Origin of the sequence: Enterococcus ureasiticus, from assembly GCF_001730285.1 — a bacterium.
Lineage (GTDB): Bacteria > Bacillota > Bacilli > Lactobacillales > Enterococcaceae > Enterococcus_L > Enterococcus_L ureasiticus.
Genome location: NZ_MIJZ01000013.1, coordinates 394,652 through 416,131, shown reverse-complemented (window position 1 = coordinate 416,131; position 21,480 = coordinate 394,652). Strand labels below are relative to the sequence as shown.

Below are 21,480 nucleotides of genomic sequence, written 5' to 3'. Positions count from 1 at the left end.
TATTACACCTCCGCTTGAGGCTGTTTGACATCAGTTGATTCTGTTTCGCTTGTAGTTGGAGCTGATTCTTCTGAATCTTCTTCACCCCAGATAACATCGTAAACGATATCTACTAAAGAAGCGCGAGTTAAGATACCAACGACTTTTTGTTGATCATCAACAACTGGAACGTATTTCAGTCCGCGTTTTAAAATTCGTTGCAAGGTATCGCGTAATAAAGAAGATTTTTTTACAAAGAAGACTTTTGGATTCATAATGTCACTGACACTTGTGGCAGTATTTCTACGGCGGTCAAGCGTTTCAACATCGATAAAACCTTTTAAGACACCAGCACCATCAACTACTAAGAGCGTATCAACACGTTTTTCTCTCATTAGTTTGATTGCTTCAGATAATGATTTTTCTGGTGTGATCGTGATGGCGTTGTTTAGCATCACTTCACCAACTGTTGTGATATCTGGTTTGGCTTGGATCAAGCGGTCTTCACCGATCAATTCTTCGACGAATTCATTCACTGGATGACGCAAAATATTATCCGGTGTATCAAATTGAATGACTTTTCCTTCACTCATAATTGCGATTCGGTTGGCTAATTTTAGCGCTTCATCCATATCATGGGTAACAAACACAATTGTTTTTCCTAAACGTTCTTGTAAATCTTTGACTAAATCCTGCAAAGAATCCCTTGTGATCGGATCTAAAGCGCCAAAGGGTTCATCCATCAAGATAATATCTTGATTCGCTGCAAGTGCTCGAACAACACCAATTCGTTGTTGCTGACCACCGGAAAGCTCATTTGGATAACGGTCGAGCATTTCTCTAGGTAGTTCGACTAAATCAATCATTTTTTCTGCAATTTTATTCCGTTCTTCTAGGTCGACTTTTAATAACTTCGGTACAAGGACGATGTTTTCTCTGATCGTCATGTGTGGCATCAAGCCGATATTTTGAATAACGTACCCGATTTTTCTGCGTAATTCTACTGGATTGATGGTTTGAATATCTTCACCATTAATTAAGATTTTTCCTTTTGACGGATCAGTCATTCGATTGATCATTCGCATAGAAGTTGTTTTACCACTACCGCTGGTTCCGATAAAGCAGATAAATTCACCTTTATCAAAAGACAGATTGACATCATCTACAGCGATTTTACCGCCTTTGTAAATTTTTGAAACATGTTGAAATTCGATCAACTTTCTCACCCCAAATTCTTTTTTCTGTGTCTCTTTTCTTAAATGATTGCAGTGTTTCCTAGCAAACGTTTCTACTACTAGTATGCTACAAAACAACGATTTGGACAAATCAGATGTTTATTTCTATCATTTTCAATCAAAAATAATGAAAAACTTTGCTAATTTTAATAACAAATAAAAGCGAAAATAGTGTAAGCTCTATGAATTAACTATTATTCTATTGACAATAGTTAGAAACCTTAGTATATTGTTGACTAGCATCTACTGTTTTATGAATAATAGAGAGTAAAAAGGAGAACGAAATGGAAAAAATTGGTTTAGGTTATTTGGTATGTAGTTTAACTTATTTATTTTTGTTTTATCTTGTTTCAAAGAAAAAAGAACGCTATCGGAAATTTGTCTTAACAGGGTTTGTTATTATTCAGTTTATTTACTTGGTTTGGCGTTTGCTTTATACGATTCCTAGTGGGAATATTGCTGAAATGATCGCGGGAAGTTTATTGTATTTAGTAGAATTTATGGGGTTTGTTCAGGCTTTTACGTTGGTTATCTTGTTTTGGAAACCTTATAAGCGTGCTGAAAAATCATTGGATGAATTAGAAGAATTACCTACAGTGGATATATTGATTGCTACATATAATGAAAATATTGAAATTTTAGAAAGAACAGTTGTTGGCTGTTTATCGATCGATTATCCCAAAGAACTATTAAAAATCTATCTTTGTGATGATGGGAACCGCTCAATGGTGAAAAAGTTAGCGGAAAAACATCGAGTAGAAGTTATTGCGCGTCCCACACATGAGCATGCTAAAGCGGGGAATTTGAATTATGCATTAACAAAAACCAACGGAGAAATCGTTGTGACGCAAGATGCTGATATGGTACCTAAACAAGAGTTTTTAAAACGAACATTGGGCTATTTTGCGCAGGAAAAGGTTGGTTTTATCCAAACGCCTCAGACATTTTTTAATTCTGATATTTTTCAACACAATTTATATTTAGACAGTGAAATCAATAATGAACAAGATTTTTTTATGCGTAGTTTAGAAGAAGGCAAAGATCAATTTAATGCGGTACTTTATGTAGGAAGCAATGCCTTATTCAAACGTAGCGCGCTGGACTCTATTGGAGGATTTACGACGGGCGTTATCACAGAAGATATGGCTACAGGTTTACTTCTGCAAAATAGTGGCTGGCAAGGTGTGTTTGTCAATGAGGCACTTGCGTCAGGACTGTCACCAGAAACATTGGCTGATTATGTAAAACAACGGGATCGTTGGGGCCGAGGCAATGTGCAAGTAGCTAAAAAATATACATTAAAGAAATTAAAAAATTTAACCTTTATACAAAAATGGTTTTATATCGATGGTGTGTTGTACTGGTATTCTGGGATGTATAAATTGATTTATTTACTTTGTCCGTTTTTATATCTAGTTTTCAATATTTCTAGTTTAAAAACAAGCTTAGCGCAATTGGTGATATTCTGGGTGCCTGCGTTTCTATCAGGCAGTTTGATGTATAAATCGGTTGCTAGGAAAAAATACAATTCTTTTATCAGTACTATTTATGAGTTAGTTACTGCACCCCAAGTTTCTTGGGCAGTTTGGAAAGAAACACTTTTCAGTCCTAAAAAGAATAAAAAATTCCATGTAACAATCAAAGGGATACAAGGAGAAAAAGGGTATTTTGATTGGCGTAACTGCAAAGTGCAAAGTTTATTATTAGGAGCAAATTGCTTCGCATTGATTTATTATATTTTACAATTAGATCTGCGTTACCTACAGTGGCAGAATATTTTTTCTATTAATATTTACTGGCTATTGTACAACATTATCAGTTTGACTGTTGCGGTATGTGTAGCGTACGAGCGTCCACGTTTGCCAATGATATTTCCTGTTGATTATCAAGGGGAATTAGTTAAAGAAGATCAAGTGATTCCAGTCCAAATCAATTGTTTGGGTGAAAAAAGTGTCACGATCACGGCTATTCAACAAGATCCATTCCTAAGTACATTATTGAATCAAGAGGAAGGAATTCTTTCGTTTCACAATATAAAAAATGTAAAAATGGTTCGATCGCGTATTATTAATTTAGCAGGAAAAGTTGAGATCACATTCAAGATACAGAAATTTTCACGCAAGAATCACTATCGTTGGTTAGGATTGATTTACTCTGATCCAAAATATGGAGTCGGTGATATTCAATCAATCAGAATTAAGTTTTACACGATTTTTAAGTATGTATTCAAAAATAGAAAAGATGCACAAAAAAATCAACAGTTATTGTCATAAAAGGAGCCAATTAAACGTATGAAAATAAAGAGAATAGTTATTATGTTAGCTTTTATAGTTGTTGTTTTGACTGGATGCGCAAAGAATGCGGATCCTAAAGATGTTGCTACAGCTTTCATCAATAATGTGATTTATGATAGAGAGAAGGAAGCGGCAGAAAAGTATTTTTATCAATTAGGTGCACCGAGTCAGGCTGATTTGGTGCAAGATTTCTCCGAATTATTTGATATTTCAAAAGAACAAGCAAAAGAATTGGTGGCAATCTATCAGGAACGATTAGATAAAGAAACTAGTTTTTCTATTAAAATGAAAGACAGCAACTCAAATAGGCAAGAAGCACAAGTGACGATTACGGGTCTAGATCAGACAACATTTGATCAGACGATTGAGCAAAAAACAGATGAAGAATTAGTCAGATGGTTAAAAAATAAAGGCTATGATACAATCGAAAAGTTAGATGACATCGACAAAATTTCTGATGAAAAACAATTAAATGGGATATTAAAAGAATTAAACGCAATAACCGACAAAGACCTTAATCAATTTCAATTTGAAGCACTAAAAAAAGCGTTTAAAGACTTGAAAGCAGCGAAAAAACCTAAGACGATTCATTTACAATTAGAACCGGATAAGAAAGAAAAAAAATATTGGATCATTGTAGATGAAGAGAAATGTTTTAATGAGCTGCTGGATGCTTTCCAAGGATAACCACGGTAAAGAAATATGTTGATTAAGGAGAAGTTAGAATGAAAAAATTTATAGTATTTTGCATAGCTCTTTTGATGATCGGTATCGGGACGACCCAGACAATAAATACCGCAGATGCTGCATTTTCCAAAGACGAAGCTGTTAAAGAACGTTTTGCTTTAAAAAGAGAACGGTTGGCCGAAGTCGTGTCAAAAAAAATCGCACATGTTGAAAATTCAATCAAGAAAAAGCTAAAAGCACAAGAAGCAAAAAGAGGCCAAAAACAAAAAGAAGAGACGGCAAAAAAAACAGAAGCAAAAAAAGTAGAAGAAGATGAAGCCTTCAATCAGACTATACCCCAAGAGGCAGAAAAAGCTCCATCTGCAACTCAGGAGGGGATAGAAGAGACACAAACCCCTATTACACCAGAAAATATAGATGAAGCCGATGCGGTTTCTGGCGCCTCAGCTAATGGGCAAGAAAGAGGACAAAAAAATAGAGAGTGGGGCGAACAGTTGGGCGATCCTAATTTGACACCAGAAGAACGTCAAGGTATCATTCAAGAGAAAAAGAATTACAACCGCAATAACCACGGATAGAAGGCTGAAAAACATTTTATTCCAAAGCGCAAAGTACTTTGGAATATGGCTGATTTTGATTGTTCTTAGAAGTTAGGTTTTACTTTTATTGTAAAACTCTTTTTTCTAGAAGAATAGCAAATGGATGTAGTCATGCTGCTCTTTTCATAGCCGTTTATTTCAGTGGACATTTAGAGTAATAGCGGGTAATTTGTCAATCAAAACTGTGATAAGGGGATTGAGCGATGAGGGCTTCCAGCCAATTTAAAAAAGGTGCTTTAGAAATGTGTGTGCTTCATTTTATTCAAAAAGAAGATAGATATGGTTATGAATTAACACAACGAGTGAATCAATTTATACCAATTACCGAAGGGGCGCTTTACCCAGTTTTGCGTCGATTAGTCAAGGAATCTTATTGCGATATTTATACCAAAGAATCACCAGATGGTCCTTCCAGAAAGTATTATAAAATGACAGATAAAGGAATAGAATATCTAGAAACTTTAGAGCGTGATTGGGATGAATTCGTTGAGCAAGTAAGTAAACTGAGGGAGGCAGATTAGTGCAAACGATGGAAGAATATTTAAACCAACTAAAGGCTGCTTTTGCTGAAGAAGATATAGATGATTTTAATGAGTTAAAGGAAGATTTATTGGAGCAGTTAGCTATTTGTCTAGAAGAAGGACAGACAGAAGCGGAGGTAGTTGCTAGGCTTGCTCCACCAGAAGAGATTGCAGCAGATTATTATGCAGATCTCAGTTTGGATGCTGCAATCAATGCTAAAACTTCTGTTGTGCCCAGAGAAAAAATTCAAGATGTGTTCATTCAAACACAGAAAAAAAGAATGCAGAGGTTTATAAAAACAGCGTTGAATGTTTTAAAACCGTTAATACTCTTTGTTTTAGTAGTGTTCCTGACCTTTCTCTTGATGTATATAATAAAAGAGCTAAAGGAGGAACGAAACTTAGCAGGAATTCCGACAATTTTGAGTTTATTATTGTTGGCAATTATTTTACAATTAGTAAAAACATGGATCTTAAAAAAACAGAAATTGATCAACGGTTTATCGATGGGATTGCTAGCATTAAGTTTATTCATGCTTTTGTTTTTTTCTGTAACGAATCAACTGATGTATACAGGCAGACAATATTATAAAAAGGTCAATTTAGCTTCAAATAAACATGCGGCATTCAGTTTTGATTCAGATGCTGATGTCGAGATTACGACTGTAGAAGTATCTAGCACGGATAAGCCAAGCTTGATGATCAAAGGGCGTTTTAAAGAAAGTGATATCCAAAAAATTGAAAACAGTTCCTATCAAAATAAAATCAATTTGACTTTAGATGAAGAAAATATTTTTGATACATTTACTAGAACTGGACGTTCAGAAGTGATTTTCTTTATACCGAAAGGAACGATTCTCGACGATTTTCATTTAGGCTTGAGTCGTGGAGATCTGCGTTTATTGGATATTCAGACAAAAAACTTTGATTTAGACTTAGTTACAGGTGATGTTTATGCCAAAAATATTATTGCTGATGAAGGTAATATAAGTAGTGATTATGGTGATGTGATCATCGAAGAATCTGCAATGAATTTAAAGGTCAAAAGTGACTCTGGGAAAACTGTTATCACTGGTATGTTAGGCGACTTAAGTATTGAGGGGGATAAAGGACTCTCTATATTAAAATTCTTACGTTCGGATAATATTGTATTAAACAATCATTCAGGCCGTATGATTTTAGAAGATTCTGAAACAAAAAAACTTGCAGCGACTGCAACAAATGGTCAAGTAATCGTCAAACGAACAAAAGGTGATCTCTTGATGGCCAATGAAACGGGTAAAATTGTTTCAGAAGAAAACCAAGGAACATTAGAGTTGAACAACGGATCTGGACCAACGATTGCTATCCAAGAAAACAAAGTCAATGCAACTGTTTCTAGTCAGTCCGGGTTTATCAAATGGCTGCAAGATCCAAGCCAATCCGTTAAAATTACAGCAAAGACAGAAACTGGTGAATTAAGAAATGACTTTGTAGATGTACCAGATAACGCAAAATATACCATTGATGTGAAATCTAAAAATGGAGATGTCAAAATCTTAGAAAAAGTTGAATAAAGTCAGCAAGATATATGATAAAGAAGGAGAGCTAGGCAAAACAGTGCAAGTTTTGCTTTGCTCTCCTTAATAATGGATACGGAAAGAATAAAAGCATACTATGTGTTTCCAGCTTTATTAGAAAGAACGTTATTAAGGAGAAGAAAATGTTTAATAAAAAGAAAATAAAAAAATGGTTTAAACAAGGGCAGCAAGCCTTGGATGCGAAGGATGATCAGCAAGCGATATATTTTTTAAAATTAGTTATTGAAACAAGTATCAAAAATGGTGGTATCAAATTGAATGAGTGTTTTAGTTCATTTGTTTTGCTTGGAGATATTTATAGCAGGGAAAAGTGTTTTGAAGAAGCTGATCTACTTTATCATATGGCGGCTGGAATCGATTTTTCAGCAAAATTTGTTTTACTAAAAAAGGAGCTATTTCATGATGACTCACATTATGAAGTAGACAGAAAAAAATGGCTGAAAGAGAACATGATCGATTTTACAGACATCATCCAAGCAAAAGATGGTAAAAACTGGACTTTTCTAATTGAAGAAGGGAAAATCAGTTATCAAAATATGTTGTCCTCTAAAAAAAGGTCTATTCCAGTGCTGGAAGAAATTACTGGAGATTCTTTTTGGTCTTACGAAAGTTGCTTGGATACCTCTAATATATAAGTTGTACACGCATAATTTATTAAAATATAGAGTCTAGAGTAAAACAATTTTTAAGTTTTGGCGCTGGACTTTTTATTTGTTCCTCTCAACTAGTAAATAGTTAGAGATAAAAAGATTTATATTCATAATAAAATAAGATAAACAAAAAAACTTTCTGACACTTTGTTGACTATGAAATTGTTTTTCTTTAAAATGAATAATAGATAGAAACGAATATAATAAAAAAAGGCACTTCACAGACCAGTTGGCGCTGATCTATGAAGTCCTGAGAAGTCAGAGAAAGCTGACCAATCAAGTTGCCCGTGTCAATGCGTAACATCAACATATTCCATTTTACTCAATTTTTGGAGAAATATCTAGAACTTTCTTTTCCAGAATTTTAGATGGAGTTTGCGATGCCTATTTGTTGAACATGCAATGGTGTTGGTAGAGTTTACCAACACCATTTTTTATTTAGTTTCTATCTAGATAAAGTAAAGAGCTGTATTGCGGATGGCCAATGATTGAAGCCGACAGTCTGAAGTTTTTTAGTAAATACAATCTTTGCATTTTTGAAAGTATCAAAGACAAACAAGTACTAGTAGAATCGTTAAGGTGGTAATGTTCTTTTTAGTCAAAAGTGGTCTTTGGTGTTTCGATGGATATAAACAGGGGTGAAGAAATAAAGGTAATAGTGATGTATTCTAGATAAGTCACTTTCTTTTTATTTTAAGCACCTGTTTGTGTCTTTTAATAAGACAAAATAGTTTTTATATTCTCTATCTAAATAGTCTTAACTGAAATAAGAGCAGTCGTTTGATTTAGACCACTTGTTTCAGTTTTTATGTGTTAATCAAGCTATTTTTCTTTATAAATAGTGGCTTCTATTTCAGCACGATTTTTTTCTAAAAAAGGTGGTAGAGCAAGAGTTTCGCCTAAAGTGTTTAATGGTTCATCGATCGTAAACCCAGGTGTTAAGGTAGCGAATTCAACTCGATTACCGCCAGGTTCTCTAATATACAAGCTTTTGAAATACCCGCGATGAACGATTTTTTCAATGTTCCATTCTTGTTCCTTCGCTTTTTTGTATAGGCTATCCAGAGCGTTTTCGTCCTTAACTGAAAACGCAACATGATCCATACTTCCTCGTCCCATTCGTGTTTTCTCTGTTGTTAAGGTAGGTAGGAGTTGAATGAAATCAGTTTTATTTAATCGAATATGGCCATCAGTATTTTTCCAACCTAATAATTGAAAAAAGAAATCAGCTGTTTTTTCAGGTTCAGCAACATGAAATTCAGTCGATAAAAGGCCCAGAATTTGCTTGTTGCCAGGTATAGAACTTTTCACTTGCAATTCGTCTTTCAAAGGTTCTTGTTCTACTTCAATTAAATAAAGATTAACTTGATCGTTATCCTTAAAATGAAGTGTATCTTTTTCTTTAATGAATGGAATGTGCAGGTCCTTTAAACGCTTTTCCCAGTAAATTAGGCTACCTTTGGGAATTTTTAGTCCAATCGTACTCAAAAAATGGCGATTATCATAACGCTTGGCGAGGGCAGGAACGACGAAAAAAGTAATAACGGACCCTGGTGTTCCAGCGTAATCACCATAATAATAGTGCAGCATTTTATGATTATCTTGGTTGACTGTTTTTTTTACAAGGCGTAGTCCCAGGATATTTGTATAAAAAAACTGATTCTCCTCAGCAAATCTTGTTAATAATGAAACGTGGTGGATTGGTGGAAACATTATAAAACCTCCTTAAAACAGTATGCTTACTAAAAGTAAGTATACTGTTTTGAAATAGCAGTTTCAAGTACTTTGTCTCTTAAGAAGGAATTAACTTCGTAGCCAGATAACCTAAAAAATGGTAGAATAGCCAAGACAAATCAAGTAGAAAGAGTGACAAATATGCTTAGTACAGAAGATTTTGATTTTAATTTACCAGAGGAACTGATTGCTCAAACACCTTTAAAAGACCGAACGAGTTCACGGCTTTTAGTTTTAAATCGTGAAACAAAAGAAATAGAAGATAAACATTTTCATGAGATCATTGATGAATTAAATGCTGGAGATGCATTAGTCATGAATGATACAAGAGTGCTGCCAGCTCGATTATATGGTGAAAAACCTGAGACAGGTGGACATTTAGAAGTGCTTCTTTTGACGAATACAGATGGAGACACTTGGGAAACTTTGATCAAACCTGCCAAAAGAGCGAAAGTTGGCACAAAAATCAGCTTTGGTGATGGTCGTTTAACTGCCACTGTCATTGAAGAATTAGAACATGGCGGTCGAATTGTAACGTTCAAGTATGAAGGAATCTTCTTAGAAATATTGGAATCACTGGGAGAAATGCCTTTGCCGCCATATATCAAAGAACGTTTAGAAGATCCTGATCGGTATCAAACAGTTTATGCCAAAGAAAATGGTTCTGCAGCTGCACCTACAGCAGGTTTACACTTTACCCAGGAATTACTTGCTAAAATCAAGTCAAAAGGCGTGAAGCTTGTTTATTTGACCTTACACGTCGGATTAGGCACTTTCCGGCCAGTTAGTGTCGATAATATTTCAGAACATGAAATGCATAGTGAATTTTATCGTCTGACAGAAGAAGCCGCGGCTCAACTAAATGACGTTCGTGAAAATGGCGGTAAAATCGTTGCAGTAGGAACAACATCGATTCGCACATTAGAAACGATAGGCACCAAATTTGATGGACAAATCAAAGCAGATAGCGGCTGGACAGATATTTTTATTACACCCGGCTATAAGTTCAAAGTCGTACAAGCTTTTTCAACCAACTTCCATCTGCCTAAATCGACATTAGTCATGTTAGTCAGCGCGTTTGCGGGTAGAGATCTAACGCTTGCAGCATATCAGCATGCAATCGATGAACGCTATCGTTTCTTTAGCTTTGGAGATGCAATGTTTGTGAAGTGATCAAAAACGAAAGTACAGTAAAAAACTCATTCTCCTCCTAACTGAATTGAGCAGGAAGTAAGTGCTATCTGGTTCACAGAATGCATTTATCCTACACGTTCAAGTTTAGAAGTGAATGAGTTTTTTCTTGTTTTTTGGATTCGAGGTAGTAGCCGTTATAAACCGCTTAAAAGCAATGTTTGAGATAATTCTCTTTTACGGACTGATCTTGGTAAGAAACAACGAATCTCATCTTCATTAAAACCAATCTGTAATCTTTTTTCATCAATCATAATTGGACGGCGAAGTAATCCTGGATTATCTTTAACCAGTTCCAATAATACATGCAATGGTAACTCATTAATATCTATATCTAGTTTTTGGAAGACTTTAGAGCGAATCGAAATGATATCTTCTGTGCCTTCTTCTGTAAGGATTAATATATTTTTTAGTTCATCTAATGTAATAGGAGTAGTGCCAAAATTCTTTTCTTCAAATGGAATATCATGATCAATTAGCCATCTCCGGGCTTTTCTACATGATGTACAGCTATTTGTCGTGTATAATTTTAACATAGTTTTCAAATCCTTTCGAAAATATTGGTACATACCTCTTAATAACTATAATATACTAAAAGTGAAAGATTCACAAAATAAATGCTTACAAAATAGCTGTTTATTTCTATCAAAAGCTAGAAATAACTGAAAATTCACAAACTTTTGTTATTTTTCTAGATAAATTACTCTGCGAGCTGTGAGATTGAGAAATCAAGCTTGTTATGTGAGTTTTTTAACCTAATGACTGATTTTTTTGGAAAATTAGAAACGCTTTCGAAAAAATGACTAAATTTCTTGTGTTTTAATAGATTATTTTTACAAAGGCTTGTTAGTAAAAGTCTTTTTTATTTACCAAAATAGAGACTTGACTGTGGGGTAACCTCATGGTTTATGCTAAAGAAAGTTAAAAAATAAACAAAGTCTGCTATGCATTTAAATTTAGGAGGAGATCAAAATAGAATCTTATTTAACTATGGGACAATTAGCTGAACTGATGGCTATTTCTAAGCATCAAATTCGCTACAATGAAGAAAAAGGGGTACTGTCACCAGCTTTTATAGATAATAATGGCTACCACAAATACGGAACGGATCAAGTGTATCAGCTAGCGAATATACTTTTGTTGAGAAGTTTAGGTGTGTCGACAGCTCAAATCGACCAGTTTATGCAAAATCAAGATGATGTGTGGGCTGAAAAAACCTTGAAGGAAACGTTAAAAACAACAGAAGAAAAAATTCAGCAATTAATCTCTGCCAAAAGGAAAATCGAAACGCTATTGCTAGAAATTGAACAAAAAGAGGAAGCTTATTTCAGTTTACCTAAAAGAAGCCTGAGCAAAATTTATTCGTATTCACCAATGGAGACTTTAGATACGGTAGCCTTTTTTAAAGCTATGAAAAACAGTCAGATAAGCTGTTCATTATTTTCTGAATCCTTATATTATTTTTTTGATGATGAACAAATCGAGGTATACGCAGAAGATCTTCATTCATCAGAGAAACTCTTACCAGCAGGTGATTATTTAGTGAAGAGAGTTTGGGTAACACAGGAGCATGAATTGATAGAAGCGATTGATAAATTTAGGAAAGAGATGGAGCAGCCTTTTTTGAAAGCATCGGAAATCATTGTCAAAGAAGCGGCGTATTCTTCGGTCTTAATGAACAATCAAATATTATACGAATTACAATATTTAATTTCATTAGAAGGGTGAGTGTTGCAGTGAAGAAAAAAATAAGTTTAGTGAATCGCACTCAGTTAAGTGACTACGAGAAGAATAGCATCTTTCGCTTACTTTTGACTTCCTTTTCAGCGAAGTTTGAAAGTCTTCGATTGACCTCTAAAGAGAAGCTTGATATTTTGCTTTATCTTGAACAAAAATATTCTACACAGGGAAAGGCATTGGTTGACTATCTTGTGAAAGATGGAGAGGAAGTTATTGGTATTTTAACTGTTTCTGATAAAATAGTAGCGCTCAAAAATCTAAATTACCCTTTTGAACTATCCAAAAGATATGGACTGTTTACCATTCTTAAATATGTTATATTACTGACTTCCCTAGAATATCAAGCGCATGAGAAAGAACGATATATTGAAAACATTGCGGTTCATGAACAGTACCAAAAACAAGGGATTGCGAAAGCCTTGATTACAGCAGCCCAATCTGAAGTAGAAAATGGAGACAGGCTCTCATTGATCGTTTCAGCTAAAAATCAACAAGCCTTGCGATTGTATTTAAAATGTGGTTTTTCAATTGTCAAAAAGAAAAGAAACTTTATCCTTGGCCTTTTAGTAAATGAACCAAATTGGATTTTTATGGAATGGAGTAGATAAAATGAAATATCTTAGAAAGGGTACGCTTTTTTTACTAGGTTTGTTCATTCTTTTAGGAGCGTTCGTTTGGTATGAGCATGTTTATGAAATGCAAGAAACAAGCAAATGGATTCCAACATCTAAAGGCAGACTTTCTGCTGTATTGACACGACCAGTAGGAACTAAATCTGAAGGAATCATTGTACTTATTCACGGAGATGGACCCATAGATGCTACTAACGAAGGCGGCTACAGACCAATGACGGAACAATTTTCGAAAGCTGGATTTACTACAATTTCGTGGGCAAAACCAGGAGTTTCCGGCTCTAGTGGAAACTGGTTAGACCAATCAATGGATGATCGAGCCAATGAAGTAACTGAGGTGATTCAATGGGCAATGAAGCAACCCAACTTAAATACGAAAAAAATTATTTTATGGGGAGTAAGCCAAGGCGGGTGGGTCGTGCCAAAAGTCGCAGCACAAAAAAAAGTGCCGATTTCTAAACTACTTCTGGTTTCCCCAGCAGTTAATTGGTCGAATCAAAATAATTATTATACAACACAAAAATTAAAACAAGAAGGCAAAACACAAGCGCAAATCAAACATTCACTAAAAAATGAAGAACAAATTATCACTTTATTGAAAGAGAATAATTCTTATCCGGAATACCTAGCAAATACGCCAGAGCAAAAGCCACTGTCAAAAGATCGCTGGAATTTCGTGAAAAAAAACTTAAACTCAGATGTTCAATCAGATTTGGAAAACATTGATATTCCTATTGATTTGATTCTGGCTGACCAAGATCAAAATGTCGATACTAGTGAGACCAAAAAAATGTATTCAAAAGAAATATCGAAAGAATTATTGACCGTTTTTACAATCCAAAATGCAGCACACAGCATGATGTATTCAGATGTTTCACAGTCTGAATTTCTAACAGCTGTGGCTTATTTGTTGGCGCCTAAAGATTTTTTGGTTAATAAAGATTTCTTAAAGCAGTGCTACCTATCTGTCGGCGGGTAATGAAAAGATCAAAATACAATTGAACAACGAAGTGTTACAAAACTAGTATAGTCTTGTGGCGCTTTTTATTTTAAAAGAATACAACTAAATTAAACTTACCATAGTATTTTTCCTACTTTTTTATTATTATTATAAAGAGGACAGACAATGTCAAAGGAGAGGGAACGATGATTGAAGAGTTGACGTATAGTTATGCTACAACAATATCAGAAAGAATCCAATGCTGGAAAGATCTAAATGTAGAAACTGAGGATTACTTAAAACAGTGGCAAGCACGTAAAAGTTTATTGAAAATAGCCGATTATGATAAAATGTTTCAAAATTATCATCTGGACGAAAAAACTTTCAGTATTGGATTGTTACCTTTTACCGAAGAACGTGCACAGTTATTGTTACAGACTGTTGAAAAAAATAAATGGTTTCAATTACATAGACATTTATTTTCAGTTGAAATTCCGATAAAAGAAATGAACTTAAAAGCAGCTTTGCGTTTTCATTTACATTATTATGAGCAACATATCCGAAGTCTTTTCCAAAAATTCCCATTGATTCAGATGTCAGAAAAAGTAATCACAGAACTAATCGAGCAGCTATCCAACGAATTCTTTTTTATTGCTCAAAAGACATTGGTTTGGGATGTTCATCAGATGATCGAAGAATATCAGCTACAAGCTGAATCAAAAGAAGCAGAATTTACGAAATATATAGCAGAATTTCTTGGCGATAAACAAAGGACCTATCTTTTCTTTGGAGAATATCCTACGCTTGCTAGAATCCTTGCAGTCAGATTGACCTTTGCCTGTGAAGTGATCGAAGAGTTTGTCTCTTCACTAAATGATTCTAGGGAGCAATTGGCAATAACTTTCGCTATCACAACACCGATGGAACTTACTAAAATAGAGCTTGGGCAAGGCGACAGTCATGAGCGTGGGAAAACAGTGATTCAGTTTCAAGTGCAGGAAAAGCCATTGATTTTTAAATTTAAGAATCTAGAAATAGGGGAACGTTTTAATGATTTATTGACTTATTTAGAAGGGCTAAATCCAGTATTGTCTTTCTATAAAATCAAGCGAATCGTTCAACCAACGTTTACTATCGAGGAAAAAGTCGCCTATCAGGAATGCCGAGAAGAAAGTGAAGTGACGGATTTCTATCAAAATTATGGTCAGTTATTGGCAATCGTCTATTGGTTGGGGGCGACGGATTTGCATATGGAAAACTTGATTGCTAGTGGCCCTTATCCTGTGCTAATTGATGTAGAAACTTTGATTCGGCCTGAAATGTTTAAACAAACCAAAAAATTATCTAGACAAACTCGAATAGAAAAGCATTCTGTGATCGTCGCAGGCTTGTTGCCGCAAAAAAAACAATGGAAACGTGAGCTGGAGATGGACGCGTTATCTGGTACCAAACAAAAGTTACCTACAAAGGTTCGAAGATTGAGAAATGACCGCTCTAGCGATATCGCTTTTCAGTTAGAAGAAGCATATATGGATGGTGCTCAAAATATTCCTCGTTTAGCAGGAAAAGAAGTTGATTATCTAGTTTATCGCGACGTGATCCAGACGGCTTTTAAAAAAATGAATCGACTATTGCTAAAAAATAAATCTGAATTTATTGAGCAAGTCAAAGCATTGTTTGCAGATACAACGATTCGACTGATATACAGAGATACGCAGGATTATGGAAATTTATTGAATTTTACCTTGCATACTGATTGCATGTCTAACTATATTGAACGGGAAAAAATCATTGAAAATCTATGGGCCAGTAAAATTATTCCAGAAGCGTTGATTCCCTTTGAAGTTCAATCTATGCTAGATCATGATGTTCCTTTAGTCACAGCAAACACGTCTCTGACAACGATTTACACGAATGGTCATGAGCTACAGCAGTTGTTAGTTAAGACTCCGCTAGAAGAGACAGTAGCACATATGAAACAGATAACAGAGAAAACCAGTCATTTTTCTTATCTTTTATTAAAAGAAAGTTTAGGTACTCTAGAATATAATACGCAAGAAATAGCGATTCCTACGAAAAACAGTTCAATCGAATCACCATTAGTACAAAAAGCAGCAGATATTGGCGATAAAATCATTGATCAGATTGTGGTAAATGAAGACTGTGGTGAAGTTGATTGGATGTCTGTTCTTCCAGAATCAGATAATGAAATAGGAATTGCCTATCCAGGTACCGATCTTTATGAAGGCAGTGCAGGTGTTTATTTATTTTTGGTTTATTTAAACCATTTTGTTCCTAAAGAAAGCTATCAAGAAGTGATTGATTTATTGGAAAAGGAAATTTTTCTGACTGACAAAGAAAAAAATACCTACCAGAGTGCTTTTTTTGATGAAGGGATGCGTCTAACAGTTGCTTTTTACGCGACAAGATTGCTCAATGATGAGAAGCATCGGTTGTATATGGAAAATAGTATAGAAGCCTTAAAAATGACTGAAATAGAAGAGGAAAATCAGTTGAATGAATGGCTTTATGGCAAAGCGAGTTTATTAACGGTTTTAGCAGCTATCTATCAAACAGTCGATAACGAAGATGCTTATGCACTACTTTTACATTATGCACAGGCCGTCACCTGTCAAGAGATGGTTGATAATAGTTTTGCTCATGGTAATGCTGGAGTATGCTATGGTTTAAGCCGCGCAAACCTAGTTCTAAATGAAATATCGATCAAAGAAAAATTGGACTGGTATCGAGTACAATTTGAAAAAGGACTTGAAAAAGACGAAATTTTAAATGAATCTTGGTGTCGAGGGACATTGGGTCTTAGGGAAGTAGGTAAACTGCTTAATTCCACTCTTAATGATGAAATGCTTGAAAAAGTAGAGGATGCAGATGTAGAAGATGATTGTTTATGTCATGGAAATTATGGAAATAAGGACAATTATTTAAATGATATAAATTTATTAATGAATGCTGTTATTAAAATGAAGTCTGATCCAGAAAGTATTCCTGTTGGTCTGTTTTGCGGTTTGGCAGGAGTAGGGTATCAATTGTTGAGAGCATATGATCCGTTTAATGTTCAATCCTTGTTATTTATTAAGTGACACAATCTGAAAAAAGAACTTTACTTATCGGAGAAAACGATTTATAATCTAAGTATTAACGCAAGGGGGAGAAATATTATCATGAGAAAATTATCAATTGAAAAAATGGAAGCAGCAAAAGATTTGAAAAAAGTAGATGCAGTGGTTGGAGCTTCGTTCGAAAGAAGTAAAAATTCTGAGGATACTGTGGATAGATCAGAAACGATTGTTGCGAATACAATAGGTGGATGGTCTCGTATTATCTGTTTACCTTAATAAGTAAAAAAAAAACTAGAAAAAGGATATAATCCTAATTTCTAGTTTTTTTATTAAATTGATTTTTTCAAAATAAATATGCCAATTGCTTCTGTTCCAGAAATAATCAAGACTGCTAGATTCAAAATCCAAGAGTATGAACTTTGGTTATAAGAAGCGATATCATAAAATAAATTACTTAAGGCAAATAATAAAATCATTGTAACAATGAAAGCAATAAAGCTTGCTGTTGAGATAATTTTCTTTCCTCGTTCATCTTTTCCTTCTTTGCTAAAGTAAAAGTATAGTGAATAAACGATAAAGATAATTGATAGCAAAGCAATCACTAAGGTAGACCAATGATTCGTTGGCAAATTATCAAAAAAAGATTTAAGTGATTCAGTCATAATTTATCCTGTCCTTCCGTTAGTCGGTTTCTCCATTAGTTTGTTCGTCTTCGGTCAATTTTTTGAAAGTGAAGATTTGTTCAATCGGCACTTCGAAAACGTCCGCTATGTCGTGAGCCAGTAGAAGGGAAGGATTATATCTATTTCTTTCTAACTGAATAATTGTTTGTCTAGATACTCCCACCTTGTCAGCAAGTTCCTGTTGGGTCATGCGTTTCATGGCTCTGTAGACGTGAATGGAACTCTCAAAAGATGAGTTCTTCTTTTTTGGCAATGCAAATCCCTCCAATAGTCTAATTTATGTATTAAATAAAAAGCGCATAGTCAATATACCATATCTTACTTTCACTTACAAATATCATGCAGATAAAATATAAAGAAAAAAGCCAGGCTTCTCGATTAGCCTGGCTTTCATTTCTGGAAGGAATCAGCGTATTGAATGATGTTTTTTTTACTTTTAGTTATACATGCAAAGTAATTAGTTGAATTTCTTGTTCATAAACCAAATCTTGTCTTCATTACATTTTCTACATTTCTTTGTTAAAATTTTTTTTAATCAAACTATCTTTATACGTGTTTTTTTGTTTTATTTGGATCAATTGTCCAACTTTTCACACATATTCACTATTTGTAAAGATGTTTTTATGATTTTTTACTCTACACATATACATTTTGAAAGGTGAATCGTGTTCTGCTAACAATTTTGTGTTTACTTATTTCATGCTTCGAGAAATTCTTCAATACAACTGATTAGTCCTCCTTCCTTCTATAAACATAATAACATCTTTGGTAAGCGTTTTCAAGTTAAAAGACTTTAAAAGTGGGAAAAAAAATGAAAAATTAGCCATATTTATTGAAGTTTGAAAAAAAAACATGGTATAGTGAATATAGATACTATATTAATAGAAGGAAAAATTAAGAATGGGGGGGATAGGATGGAAGCATACAAACAACCTATCGAGACAATTATCAAAGAAGTGAATACAAATAAAGAGCAAGGTTTAACAGGGCAAGAAGTAAAAAAACGACTCGCCGAACATGGACCTAATGCGTTCCAAGAAGCGAAAAAAGATTCCATAGTAAAAAAGTTTCTTCACAGTTTATCTGATTTCACAACAATTATTTTATTAGTTGCAGCAGCTATTTCATTTTACACAGCAATTGCTACAGATCACGGAGATTATTTTGAAGGGATTTTGATTATCGCGATTGTGATCATCAATGCGGTACTAGCGATTGTCCAAGAAGGAAATGCTGAAAAATCTTTAGCAGCATTGCAGGATATGAATAAACAAAGCAGTTCTGTTTTACGTGATGGCAAAGTAGAGACCATCGATGCAGAAGATGTTGTGGTTGGAGATATACTTGTATTAGAATCAGGATCGATGATCACAGCGGATGCTCGTTTGATCCAAGCATCACAACTTAGAGTGGAAGAATCTGCCCTTACAGGGGAAAGTGAGCCTATTGAAAAAGATTCGGAGTACATAGGAAAATCTGATGCACCGATCGGCGATCAAATCAATATGGTCTTTAAAGGCTGTACGGTTTCAAATGGTCGTGGTAGAGCAATTGTTACTGCAACTGGTATGCAGACTGAAATGGGTAAAATCGCTGGCTTATTGAATGACGATGTGACGCAACAAACGCCGTTGCAAAAACGTTTGAATCAGTTAGGTAAACGCATTAGTTTAATTGCTTTAGGTGCGGCAGCATTAGTGTTTATCATTGGTGAATTACAAGGTGAGCCAATGTTGGAGATGTTCATGACCGCAGTATCGCTAGCAGTAGCGGCAGTGCCAGAAACATTGATGGTAATCGTAACATTAACACTCGCTTATGGTGTACAGAAAATGGCTAAAAAGCATGCGATCATTCGTCGTTTGCCAGCTGTTGAAACTCTCGGAACGGCTAATGTTATTTGTTCTGACAAAACAGGAACCTTAACACAAAATAAAATGCGCGTCAGACGTGTTTGGTCTCGTGGAGATGAAGTAACAGATACAGAAGATGCAATGACTGATGAAGCGATGGAAGTTTTAAAAATGGCTTCGTTATGTACAGATGTTATTGTAGACAAAGATGGAGATGACTTGGTGATCCAAGGAAATCCAACAGAAGCAGCAATTGTACGTGCAGTAGAAGAAAATTATCATACAAAAGCTGAATTAGAAGAAAAATATCCAAGAATCGGTGAAATTCCATTTGATTCAGAGCGTAAAATGATGACGACGGTTCATAAAATGGGGAAAAAATATATCTCTGTAACCAAAGGTGCATTTGATGTCTTGTTGACTCGTTTCCGTTTTGGTGATTTAGATCAAGCAGCCGTAGTAAACGACCGATTTGGTAAACGCGCTTTACGCGTGATTGCAGTTGGTTATGCAATCTATGATGAAGAACCTACAGAGATTACCTCAGAGGCTCTAGAAAAGAATCTACGGCTGTTAGGATTGATCGGTATGATCGATCCGCCGAGACCAGAAAGTAAAGGTGCTATCGCTAGAGCTAAAAAAGCTGGAATAAAAACCGTTATGATCACAGGTGACCATGTAGTAACGGCAGGAGCGATTGCGAAAGAATTAGGTATTTTAAGCGATAAAAGTGAGGCTTTGACAGGATCAGAATTACAAAAAATGTCTGATGAAGAATTAGATTCACGAGTGAAGTCACTTTCGGTTTATGCTCGGGTAACACCAGAAGATAAGATCCGTATCGTTAAATCTTGGCAGCGGACAGGAGCGGTTGTTGCTATGACAGGTGACGGAGTCAATGATGCACCAGCCTTAAAAGCAAGTGATGTTGGGTGTGCCATGGGAATTACAGGAACCGACGTAGCCCAAGGTGCGGCTGATATGATTTTGACTGATGATAATTTTGCGACGATCGTTGATGCAGTGGCCCAAGGTCGGGCAGTGTATCGAAATATCCGTAAAGCGGTAAACTTTTTACTAAGTTGTAATATCTCAGAGATATTCATTGTATTGATAGCCATGCTATTAGGCTGGGGAGCACCATTTACGGCTGTTCAATTATTATTTGTGAACGTTGTGGCAGATGGTCTACCAGGGTTTGCTTTAGGAAAAGAACCTGCTGAAAAAGGGATCATGGATGAAGCACCGATTCCAAGAGATGAAGGAATCTTTGCACGTGGTTTGTGGCAGAAAATTGGAATCAATGCGTTTGTCTTTACGGTAATTACGTTGTTTGGTTTTTATTTAGGCGCAAATGTTGATTCTGTTTCTTTCTTTTTCGAAGCAAGTCATGAAATTGGTCAAACTGTAGCGTTCTTGATTTTAGCGTACTCATCGATATTGCACGTATTTAATGTGAGAAGTACAGAATCGATTTTTAGAGTGAAATTATCAACGAACAAATCACTGTTTGAAATGGCTGTATTGGCTGTTATTATTACGACAGTCATTGCGTTATTACCATTCACACAAGAGCTATTCGGATTAGTTCCAATCGGAATCAATCACTGGTTACTTGTAATGGGCTTATCGATCGTTCCAATTTTTGTAAATGAAATGATCAAATTCCATTATTCGCCAGAAGAAGATGCTGAATAAAAGTAAAATAAATACAATGCCTGAAGTGTTGATTTTTTAATAGAAATCAACACTTCAGGCGTTCTTTTTATAAAAATTTAATTGGGTGAAAGGGGACTTTGAAAATACTATTGAAATTATTTACATAAAAGACTTGCTAAAATGTTAAAGGAGTATTATAGTTGTTATCAAAATCAGTTGTTTTGATTTTTTAACAGATATTTTTTAATTAAATTATAAATAGTAACCGATATTTTTATTTGGGCTTCCAAATAAGAATCTTAGGGGAGTAGCAGCATAGTTTATCTATGTTTTTAGATCAACAGCAAGTGTGTGAACACTGGTCTAAGAATGAAATTGCGAGACCTAAGTGTAAGGGCCAAGTGTCGTTTCACTTAGGTCTCT

Annotated in this window: 18 protein-coding genes; 13 read left to right on the top strand and 5 right to left on the bottom strand. The window is 35.0% G+C overall.

What is annotated here, in order from left to right:
* Positions 1-2: 2 nt before the first annotated feature.
* The gene (locus tag BCR21_RS10390; RefSeq protein ID WP_205684842.1) at positions 3-1,196 is read right to left on the bottom strand and encodes a betaine/proline/choline family ABC transporter ATP-binding protein; all 1,194 of its coding nucleotides are present in this window, start codon (positions 1,194-1,196) and stop codon (positions 3-5) included.
* Positions 1,197-1,498: 302 nt separating this feature from the next.
* On the opposite strand from BCR21_RS10390, the gene BCR21_RS10385 reads away from it, so the two are divergent.
* The 6 genes from BCR21_RS10385 (at position 1,499) to BCR21_RS10360 (ending at position 7,530) form a co-directional block, all read left to right on the top strand.
* Positions 1,499-3,487, top strand: coding sequence for a glycosyltransferase family 2 protein (locus tag BCR21_RS10385; protein ID WP_069646387.1), 1,989 nt, complete (start codon positions 1,499-1,501; stop codon positions 3,485-3,487).
* Positions 3,488-3,529: 42 nt separating this feature from the next.
* The gene (locus BCR21_RS10380; protein ID WP_240488088.1) at positions 3,530-4,195 is read left to right on the top strand and encodes a hypothetical protein; all 666 of its coding nucleotides are present in this window, start codon (positions 3,530-3,532) and stop codon (positions 4,193-4,195) included.
* Between the two features lie 38 nt (positions 4,196-4,233).
* Complete coding sequence (locus BCR21_RS10375; RefSeq protein ID WP_069646385.1) at positions 4,234-4,773, top strand: hypothetical protein; 540 nt, start codon at positions 4,234-4,236, stop codon at positions 4,771-4,773.
* 224 nt (positions 4,774-4,997) lie between these two features.
* A complete protein-coding gene (locus BCR21_RS10370) occupies positions 4,998-5,315 on the top strand; it encodes a PadR family transcriptional regulator (protein WP_069646384.1) in 318 nt (105 codons plus the stop codon).
* An 8-nt stretch (positions 5,316-5,323) separates the two neighbouring features.
* A complete protein-coding gene (locus tag BCR21_RS10365; protein WP_240488092.1) occupies positions 5,324-6,871 on the top strand; it encodes a DUF4097 family beta strand repeat-containing protein in 1,548 nt (515 codons plus the stop codon).
* Between the two features lie 146 nt (positions 6,872-7,017).
* A complete protein-coding gene (locus tag BCR21_RS10360) occupies positions 7,018-7,530 on the top strand; it encodes a hypothetical protein (protein ID WP_069646382.1) in 513 nt (170 codons plus the stop codon).
* Between the two features lie 837 nt (positions 7,531-8,367).
* Here the strand turns inward: BCR21_RS10360 and BCR21_RS10355 are convergent.
* Positions 8,368-9,258 (bottom strand): VOC family protein, encoded by an 891-nt coding sequence (locus BCR21_RS10355; RefSeq protein WP_069646381.1) that lies wholly within the window; start codon positions 9,256-9,258, stop codon positions 8,368-8,370.
* Between the two features lie 162 nt (positions 9,259-9,420).
* Between BCR21_RS10355 and queA the strand changes: the two genes are divergently transcribed.
* Complete coding sequence (gene queA / locus BCR21_RS10350; protein ID WP_069646380.1) at positions 9,421-10,452, top strand: tRNA preQ1(34) S-adenosylmethionine ribosyltransferase-isomerase QueA; 1,032 nt, start codon at positions 9,421-9,423, stop codon at positions 10,450-10,452.
* Positions 10,453-10,607: 155 nt separating this feature from the next.
* Here queA and spxA read toward each other — a convergent pair whose 3' ends face one another.
* Complete coding sequence (spxA, locus tag BCR21_RS10345; RefSeq protein ID WP_069646379.1) at positions 10,608-11,006, bottom strand: transcriptional regulator SpxA; 399 nt, start codon at positions 11,004-11,006, stop codon at positions 10,608-10,610.
* A gap of 454 nt (positions 11,007-11,460) precedes the next feature.
* Between spxA and BCR21_RS10340 the strand changes: the two genes are divergently transcribed.
* From BCR21_RS10340 to BCR21_RS17010, 5 genes are all read left to right on the top strand, one after another.
* Positions 11,461-12,198 (top strand): MerR family transcriptional regulator, encoded by a 738-nt coding sequence (locus BCR21_RS10340; protein WP_069646378.1) that lies wholly within the window; start codon positions 11,461-11,463, stop codon positions 12,196-12,198.
* Between the two features lie 8 nt (positions 12,199-12,206).
* Complete coding sequence (locus BCR21_RS10335; protein WP_069646478.1) at positions 12,207-12,818, top strand: GNAT family N-acetyltransferase; 612 nt, start codon at positions 12,207-12,209, stop codon at positions 12,816-12,818.
* Between the two features lies 1 nt (position 12,819).
* Positions 12,820-13,821 (top strand): alpha/beta hydrolase family protein, encoded by a 1,002-nt coding sequence (locus tag BCR21_RS10330; protein WP_069646377.1) that lies wholly within the window; start codon positions 12,820-12,822, stop codon positions 13,819-13,821.
* Positions 13,822-13,988: 167 nt separating this feature from the next.
* The gene (gene lanM, locus BCR21_RS10325) at positions 13,989-16,883 is read left to right on the top strand and encodes a type 2 lanthipeptide synthetase LanM (protein ID WP_069646376.1); all 2,895 of its coding nucleotides are present in this window, start codon (positions 13,989-13,991) and stop codon (positions 16,881-16,883) included.
* 81 nt (positions 16,884-16,964) lie between these two features.
* Positions 16,965-17,138, top strand: coding sequence for a hypothetical protein (locus tag BCR21_RS17010; RefSeq protein WP_167351777.1), 174 nt, complete (start codon positions 16,965-16,967; stop codon positions 17,136-17,138).
* Positions 17,139-17,191: 53 nt separating this feature from the next.
* Here the strand turns inward: BCR21_RS17010 and BCR21_RS10320 are convergent, their stop codons facing one another.
* Together BCR21_RS10320 and BCR21_RS10315 are read right to left on the bottom strand one after the other, a co-directional pair.
* Positions 17,192-17,524 carry a hypothetical protein gene (locus tag BCR21_RS10320; protein ID WP_069646375.1) on the bottom strand — a complete coding sequence of 111 codons (333 nt, stop codon included), beginning with the start codon at positions 17,522-17,524 and terminating at the stop codon, positions 17,192-17,194.
* A 19-nt stretch (positions 17,525-17,543) separates the two neighbouring features.
* Positions 17,544-17,798 (bottom strand): helix-turn-helix transcriptional regulator, encoded by a 255-nt coding sequence (locus BCR21_RS10315; protein WP_069646374.1) that lies wholly within the window; start codon positions 17,796-17,798, stop codon positions 17,544-17,546.
* A gap of 661 nt (positions 17,799-18,459) precedes the next feature.
* Here BCR21_RS10315 and BCR21_RS10310 point away from each other — a divergent pair.
* The gene (locus tag BCR21_RS10310) at positions 18,460-21,096 is read left to right on the top strand and encodes a calcium-translocating P-type ATPase, PMCA-type (protein ID WP_069646373.1); all 2,637 of its coding nucleotides are present in this window, start codon (positions 18,460-18,462) and stop codon (positions 21,094-21,096) included.
* Positions 21,097-21,480 lie beyond the last annotated feature (384 nt).